The sequence below is a fragment of the Ereboglobus sp. PH5-5 genome (assembly GCF_029504805.1).
Classification (GTDB): Bacteria; Verrucomicrobiota; Verrucomicrobiia; order Opitutales; family Opitutaceae; genus Ereboglobus.
In genome coordinates this window covers 1-9,213 of record NZ_JAQFIT010000001.1, presented here as the reverse complement: position 1 = coordinate 9,213, position 9,213 = coordinate 1, and the positions used below count along the sequence as shown (strand labels likewise).

Annotated in this window: 1 protein-coding gene; it reads left to right on the top strand. The window is 64.2% G+C overall.

From position 1 onward, the window contains the following. Positions 1–466: 466 nt before the first annotated feature. Positions 467–9,213, top strand: an 8,747-nt coding sequence (locus M2103_RS00005) for a hypothetical protein (RefSeq protein ID WP_277507939.1), incomplete at its 3' end; no start/stop codon positions are given.

Here is a 9,213-nt window from a genome sequence, read left to right as displayed (position 1 = left end):
AAACAACCAGCGGGCCTCACTGTCCTCTGTGGTCCTCCGTCCCCTCTGTCTTCCTTTCCTCACATTAATTGGCGTGAAATATCTGCGTGCATCTGCGTCCATCTGCGGTTAAAAAAATCTTCCCTTGCGGCTGCGTCGCGCCAGATCCATTCGCGGTTTAAAACACGGTTTCGGAACAGGCACTTGCTTTGCAATAGCCCGATTTTTTAGGCGCATTCGTGAGATTATTCTTAACAAATCGCGGTAATCACACCACAAATCGAGGGCGTGGTATTGAGAACAAAATAGCTTTGAGCACACCCATTACAAAAATTTTCAGGGTTTATAATCACTTTACGACTGATGCCGCGGTTTCCGCGCCCCATATTCACTCATCCCTCAACCATCCATCCACCCGTCAACCCGCGCCGGCCACTCGCCGACTTGCCCCGTCAATCTCATGCAAAACACAAACCGTAACCATCCCATGAACACCACACCTGTTCGTCCCTCCGCGCGCGGCCTCCTCGCGCTTTCTTTGTTTGCGTTCCTCGCCGTGCAACTGCCCGCGCAAGACTACCAGACTAATACATACACCAGCAGCATTCCCATCACCATCGGCCCTGACACCGGCACGGCGAGCACCTATCCGCTTGCCATCAATGTCACGGGCGTCAGGGGAGTCGTCTCGGATGTGCGCGTCACGCTGACTGACTTGACCCACAGCCGTCAGGCCGAAGTTCAAGCGTTGTTGGCGCATATTGACAGCACCGTGGTGCTGGCGGGCGGGACGGGCTCCAATCCCGTGAATACTTTTGCCAGCGCCACGATTACCTTCAGCGATGCGGCGTCTGGCACCCTGCCTTACGGCACCAATATCACCGGCGCGGTCACCTACAAGCCGACCCAGTATGGCACGGAGTATGTTCTCCCGTCCGGACCGCCGGCTGCTCCATACGGGACAACGCTGTCGGCGTTCGATGGTCTCATCGCAAATGGTGCATGGAATCTCTATGTTGCGGATAGCGCCAACCAGGACGGCGGCTCGCTCAGCGGCTGGTCGCTGACAATCGACTCCATATACAAATTCAAGTGGACCGGCGGCGCCACCCCGAACAGCTCCCTGCTTGCCGCGGGAAATTGGAACGTGAACCTCGTGCCCACCTCCGGCTTGGACCTTGAGCTGACCTTTGCCGACAACACCAATCTCGCGCCGGTCATCAATTCGAATTACTCCGCGCGAACCTTCATCTTCGACAGCACCGCCGGCTCCTTCACCATCGGCGGTTCGGGCAATCTGACCCTGCGCGAAATCTTCAACAGCAGCGTCGCCGTCCAGACCATCACCAACAACATCTCCGCCGAGGCCGGCGCCCTCCTGACTGGCAGCAGCGCGGCGGGCTCCTCGCTCATCCTCAGCGGCAGCATCTTCAACACCGGCACCCTGCTAAAAATCGGCGATGGCAGCCTGACCACGACCGGCACGGTCCACAGCCTCGTGCAGGTCAATGCGGGCAACTACACCAACCAGGGCCGCGTTGACACCACGGGCATCGCCGGGGAAACCATCGGCGTGCGCATGAACAGCACCGGACTCCTGACGAACACCGGCTACATCGAGGGCCGTCAGGATGGCGTGGAGATCACCGCCGCCGGCAGGATCGTCAATTTCGGCACGATCACCAGCGCCACTACCGGAGTCTATTCTCAGAATGCCGCCGCGCTTGTGAGCAACACCATCGGCGGACTCATCACAAGCGCCGATCGCGGGGTGCTCCTCAACGACGGCGGCACGGCCGCCAACGCCGGCACGATTCGGGGCGATAACAATGGTGTGCTCATTTATGGCGCATCGGGTGAGCTCACCAACAGCGGCCTTATTGAAGGCACAAACGGGGGGGGCGCATTTATTACCGGCACTGGCGCGATCACCAATTCCGGCACAATCCGCGCCGGCCGCCTCGGCGTTGGTTTCAATAACGCGGCCTCGATCCTCAACAATCGCTCCGGCGGCCTCGTCACCGGCGGCACCTACGGCGTGTGGCTCAACGACGGCGGCACGGTTGCCAACTCCGGCACGATCATCGGCACAGATGCCAGCGGCGTCACGTCCTACGGCAACGCCACGCTCGTGAGCAACACCACTGGCGGCGTGATCACAGGCGGCACCTACGGCGTGAGTCTCAACGCAGGCGGCACAGCCATCAACTCCGGCTCGATTACGGGCGGCGAAACCGGCGTGTCCTCCCACGACAACGCCACGCTCGTGAGCAACACCACTGGCGGACGGATCACAGGCGGCACCTACGGCGTGAACCTCACCTACGGCGGCACGCTCGCCAACATCGGCGTCATCGTCGGCACAAACGGCGTCGGCGTCATTTCCCACGACAACGCCACGCTCGTGAGCAACACCACCGGCGGGCTCATTCAGGGCGGTGCTCAAGGAATAAACCTCACCAAGGGCGGCACTATCGCCAACACCGGCACAATCATTGGCACAAACGCAAGCGGCGTCTCTTCCAACGATGGCGCCACGCTTGTCACAAACGAAACCGACGGCCTGATTCGAGGCGGTGCCTACGGCGTGGACCTTGCCGCCGGCGGCGCGCTCACCAACTCCGGCTCGATTACGGGCGGCGGGTTCGGCGTGTTTGCCAACAACAACGCCACGCTCGTGAGCAACACCACTGGCGGCGTGATCACCGGCGGCACCTACGGCGTGAACCTCAACACCGGCGGCGGCACTATCGCCAACACCGGCACGATCATCGGCACAAACGCCAGCGGTGTCATTTCCTACGATGCCGCCACGCTCGTCACCAATAACGCCGCCGCCCTCATCGCGGGCGGCTCCTCCGGCGTGGTGCTCAACGCCGGCGGCACCGTCGCCAACTCCGGCACGATCTCCGGCACCAACGACTACGCCGTGCGCGTCAACGCAGGCGCGGCCGAAGTCACGAACAACGCCTCCGGCGTCATCGACGGCGGCGTTTACGCGGGCGGCACCACGACGCTCCGCAACGACGGCGCGATCACCGGCAACCGCGGCGTCTGGCTCGGCGCGAGCTCCACGCTCAGCGGCACGGGCAGCATCAATGTCACCGGCACGGCGCTGACCCTGGCGAACGGTTATGTTTACACCAACACCCTCGCGCCCGTCGGCGGCCTCGTCGGCATTTCCTTCATCGGCACCGGCTCGCTCGGCAACTCCGGCACCATCACCGGCACGGCGGACGCCGGCGTGGAGGCGAAAAACGCCTCCATCGCCGTTACCAACGCCGCCACCGGCGTCATCACCGGCGGCTCCTACGGCATCAACCTCGTCCGCGGCGGCACGATCACCAATTCCGGCACGATCCTCGGCACCACGACCCAAAATGGCAGCGTCGGCATATCGGCCACCGGCGGCCTCACCGACATCACCAACAGCGGCCACATCGAGGGGCACTCGACGGGTGCCTATTTCGGCGCGGGCGCGGCGGGCAGCACGATCCTCAACTCCGGCACCATCCGCGCTCTCGGCGGCAGCGAGGCGATTGAGTCGGACGTCACCATCCTCGTCACCAACACCACCGGCGGCCTGATTGAGGGCGCCGACACCGGCGTGTGGCTCAAGGGCGGCGGCACCGTCGCCAATTTCGGCGTGATCACCGGCATGAACACCGCCGGCATCCTCGCTCAAAACACTCCCGTCCTCGTCACCAACGCCGGCCAGATCACGGGCGATGCCGGCGTGCTATTGAACGCGGGCGGCACCGTCGCCAACAGCGGCACGATTCATGGCGAGAACACCACCGGCATCTTTGCCGGCACCAGCGCCACGATCACCAACAACCCCGGCGCGCGCATCGAGGGCAACACCATCGGCGTCCAGCTCAACGGCGGCGGTGACATCACCAACAATAGCGGCGCCCTTGTCGCGGGTCGTGTGGCCGGCGTGTCCTTGGCCGCCGGCGGCACGATTGAGAACTCCGGCACGATTCGCGGCGGCGCCGGCGGCACCGATTATGGCGTCTATTCCAACAACAACGCCACGCTCATCACGAACAACGCCGACGGCTCCATCACCGCCGGCATCGGCATCAGGCTCGCCCAGGGCGGCACCGTTGCCAACTCCGGCACGATTCAGGGCACAACCGCCATCGGCATCCGTGCCGACAACATCGCCACGATCACCAACAACGCCGGCGCCCTCATCCAAGGCGGCGCCCGCGGCATCACCCTCGTCGCCGGAGGCACGATCACCAATTCCAACAACGCCATCATCAGGGGCACCGCGGCCGGCAGCCAAGGCATCCAGGCCTCCACCGCCCCGGTCGAAATCCGCAACGACCAATACGCCACCATCACCGGCGATCTGATAGGTGTCTCGCTGGACGCCGGCGGCACGATCACCAACACCGGCCGCATCGAGGGCCGCGACCCGGCCAACGGCGTCGGCGTTTACGGCGGCTCCAGCGGGGAAATCACCGTCACCAACGACTACTACGCAAGCATCATCGCCGGCGGTTACGTCGGCGTGCAGCTCGCCGGCGACGGCACGGTGGCGAACACCGGCACGATCATCGGCACGGGCGCCGGCAGCTACGGCGTGCGCACCGACGGGGGCGCGGTGGACATCACCAACGACACCCGCGGCCTCATTCGGGGCGAGGCGGCCGGCGCATATCTTGCCGGTGGAGGCATGGTGACCAACGTCGGCCTGATCGAGGGCGGCATCGACGGCATGGAGCTCGACGGCGGCGCGACGATCACCAACTCCGGCACGATTCAGGGCATTGCCGGCGACGGCATCCGCAACGCCGCCGTCGGCAGCCTGACCGACATCACGAACAACAGCACCGGCGCGCTCATCCACGGACAGGTCCACGGCGTCAACGTCGCGGGCGATCTCAAGCTGGCCAACACCGGCACGATTCACGGCGAGGACGCCGAGGGCGTTCTGGTCTCGGGTCGCGCGGAAATCACCAACCAGGGTTATATTGAGGGCTCCATCGCGGGAGTGAACCTCGCGGGCGCCACCGCGACTGACAGCAGCGTGAGCAATTCGGGCACGATAAAAGTGTTCGATCCTGGCGAAGCGGCGATTTACATTGAGCAGAACGGGGCGCGAATTGACAACCTCGCCAACGGCCTCATCGAAGGCGAATACGGCATCCAAGCGGAGGGCTCCAATATCTCGACATTCGTGACCAACGCCGCCGGCGGCTGGATACATGGGGACTATTACGGCGTTTCGTTGCAAAGCGGCACGGTGGCCAACGCCGGTTACATCTACGGCGACACCGCCGTGCTGTTCGAGCAAAACGGCACTGTCACAAACAGCGGCACGATCGACGGCAACGCCTACGGCATCAAGGCTATCAACGCCGCGGCCGTGGTCGAAAACACCGGCGGAGTGATCACCGGTGACGTTGCTGTGCATCTCGCGGCGGGCGGCACTGTCACAAACAGCGGCACGATCAACGGAGGCTCCACCGGCGTCAAGACGGACTCCGTGGGCGCGGCCACGATTACCAACAACACCGGGGGCCTCATCAATGGCGGATGGAACGGCGTGTGGCTTGATGGCGGCGGCACGGTTACGAACTCCGGCACGATCCTCGGCGGCAACGACTCGGGGGTGCGCGCTTACAACGAGGTGGTCGTGGTTGAAAACACCGGCGGCCAAATCCAGGGCGGACTGAACGGCGTGTGGCTGGGCGAAGGCGGCAGGGTGCGCAACACCGGCGCAATCACCGGCACAGCGGCGGGCAGTTACGGCATTTACTCCGGGGCCGGCGCGGAGGTTAATAACGAGGGCGGCGCCATCAAGGGCGGCCTCACTGGCGTGCACATGACGGGATCGAGCACGATCACCAACACCGGCACGATCATCGGCACGGGCAGTGCCGGCATCTATTCAAAGGATATCGCAGAGCTCGCCAACACCGGCGGTCGTGTCGAGGGCGGCAAATACGGCGTGCAACTCAACGCCGGCGGCACGGTGACCAACAGCGGCACGATTCGAGGCACGGATTTCACCAGCAAGGGCATTTACTCCGGCAGCCTCGCCACGATCATCAACAACGCCGGCGGCCTGATTGAAGGCGGTTATGAGGGCGTGAACTTGGCCGCGGGCGGCACGGTGACCAACGCCGGCGCGATCCTGGGCAAAAGCCCGCCCGGCTCCGGCATTTTCAGCACCGGCTCAACCGGCACAATCGTCGTCACCAACGAATCCTCGGGTTTGATCGAGGGCTTTGCGGACGGCATTAACACGGCCGGCACGCTTGAGCTGGCGAACAGCGGCACGATTCTCGGCACGACCGTTGACGGCGTCCGTGCCGAGCGGTCCTCGGAAATCACCAACACGACCGCCTCCAGCCTGATCTCCGGCGGCACGATCGGCGTGCATCTTGCCGGCGGAGGCACTGTTGCGAACGCCGGCACGATTCGAGGCACGGACCTCGTGGGCATTTACTCCGGCAGCCTCGCCACGATCATCAACAACGCCACCGGACTGATCTCCGGCGGCACGGTCGGCGTGCACCTTGCCGGCGGCGGCACGGTGAAAAACACCGGCACGATTTCCGTGACAAATATCAATGCGGGTTCTCTTTCCAACCCATCTCCGCATGCCGGAATATTGGTGGAAACCCGCGGTGCTGAAATCATCAACACCGGCCTTGTCCAGGGTTACAGCGGGATCACGATTCGTGCCGGCGGAACCCTCGTCAATTCCGGCACAATCGCCGGCGTGGGAACGGCGGGCAGCGGTGTGTTTGGAAAATATACCGTCGTCGCCACCAACACCATCGGCGGCGTGATCACCGGCACCATCTATGCGCTCAACCTGCCTGACAACGCGTCGAGCATAGTGAACCTGTGGAACAGCAGCACGCTCGCGGGCAGCCTGCGCATCGAGGGCGTCTCCGCGCAGCTCACCCTCAACGGCGACGCGGGCACGGAGCAACTCTACTCGGACGCGGTGACCGGCGACACGGACTTCACCGGCATACTCATCAAGCAGGGCGCGGGCACCTGGACAATCGACAAAAACCTCAACACAAACCCCCTCGCGCAAATGAGGCAGAAACTCACAAGGGTGGACGCCGGCAAGCTCATCGTTGACTGGGAGAAACACACGCTCAATAACGCCGCGGTGAACATCGCCGCCGGCGCCATCCTCGAAGTGCGCACCGCCAACACGGCCACCACGACCACGCTCGTCAACCCGCTCACCGGCGACGGCCTGCTCGACCTCGTCGGCACGGCGACGGTCAACGCGCCCAACGTCACCTTCGCGCTCTCCTCCAGCATGGGCTCCGCCTTCAGCGGCACGGTCGGCGTGAGCAGCGCCTACGGGCACAAGACCGTCTTCGACCTCGCCACCTCGGAGACCGCGCTCACAAACGCGACCCTCAAACTCAACGCCAACAGCGAAACCACGCTCGACGCCAACCGCGAAATCGGCGGCCTCGACCTGGCCGGCGGCACATTCCTGGTCAAGACCGACACGACCGCCGCGGGCCTGCCGCCCTACCGGCTCGACGTGGACAACCTCATGAGCACCGCGGGCGGAAGCAAGATCGGCGTGGACACCGAGGTGCTCTCCGGCATCAACCCGCCGCTGCCCCCCGGCGACGGACTCAACCAAAACGTGTTCGACATGGACGTGATTCCGCCCGACACGCTGCTTAGCGGCACCATCGTGCACGGCGCGAACAGCACCATCGCCAACGGCGCGGCCTTCGACATGATCGACAGCGACGGCAACGCGCTGCCCTCGGGCACCAGCACGATCAGCTTCGGCCAAAACGGCCTCTATCCGGTCGGCGTGAACAGCTACGGCTACAACGCCATCCACAAAACCAATGGCAGCGGCGGCGGCGACATCGTGTTCAACTACGGCCTGATCTCGATCGAATCCGTCCACGCCACCGAGCTGATCATCCTCGACCCGACCGGCTCGCTCGACAAGACCCTCAGCGCCAAGCTCACCGGCTCCGGCGCGGGCTTCGAGTTCCGCGGCTCCGAGGCGATCACCCTCGCGCACACCGGCAACGACTACACCGGCTCGACACTCATCAACGAGTCCGCCTGGATCATCGGCGGCGTCGCGGACGTGATCGCCAGCAGCACCAAAGTCACGCTCGCGACCGTTGACACCGGTTTCGACCTCGGCGGCAACGACCAGCGCCTGCAAAACCTCAACGGCCTCGGCAACATCCGCCTCGGCGACAAAACGCTCACCGTTGCGAACACCGAAACCGGCCTTGAACTCTCCGGCGTGATCGACGGCACCGGCAATGTGACGCTCGCCGACGACAGCGAGTGGACGCTCCTCGGTGACAACACCTACACCGGTGTGACCACGATCGGCGCGGGCGCGCAACTGCAACTCGGCAACGGCGGCGCCACCGGCATGATCGCCGACGCCAGCGCGGTGGCCAACACCGGCACCCTCACGATCAACCGCAGCGACGACCTCGTCTACGGCGGCACCGTGACCGGCGCGGGCGTGTTCATCCAGCGCGGCGCCGGCACGACCATCCTCACCGGCGCGAACAAAATCGACGGCGGCCTGGAAGTTGAAAACGGCGCGCTGGTGATCGGCCAGGACGACGAAACCGGCTGGTATTCCTCGACCATCGCGGCGAACGTCCGCGTGGACGAAAACGCCGGGATCATCTTCAACCGCAGTGACGAAGTCACCTACGACGGCGTGATCAGCGGCTCGGGCGCCGTGGCGACGATCGGCAGCGGCACGCTCGCGATCAAAAACGCGCAAACCTACGAAGGCGAAACCTACGTAATAGGCAGCACGCTGCGCCTGGACACCACCAACGCGATCGAACGCAGCGAGGAGGTGGTTCTCTTCGGCGGCACGCTCGACCTGAACAACAACAACCAGCGCATCCAGAACCTCCACGCCGCCAACGGCGTGATCCGCTACAGCACGAACAGCGGCACGGCGACGGCCTACACCAACCTCACGGTGGCGGGCGAGCTCGACGGCACGAGCACGCACCACATGAACGTGGATCTCGTTGGCAAAAAGAGCGACACGCTCACGGTGGCCGGCCTTGCGAGCGGCACGCACTACGTCCACTTCGACCCGACCACCGACCCCTCGCTGCTCAGCGACCCGCAGCGCAAATACGCGCTCGAAGTCGTCAAGCTCGGAGCCGGAAGCACCGCGGAGTTTGACTCCGACGGAGTGGAATCGGGCATGCACACCTACAAACT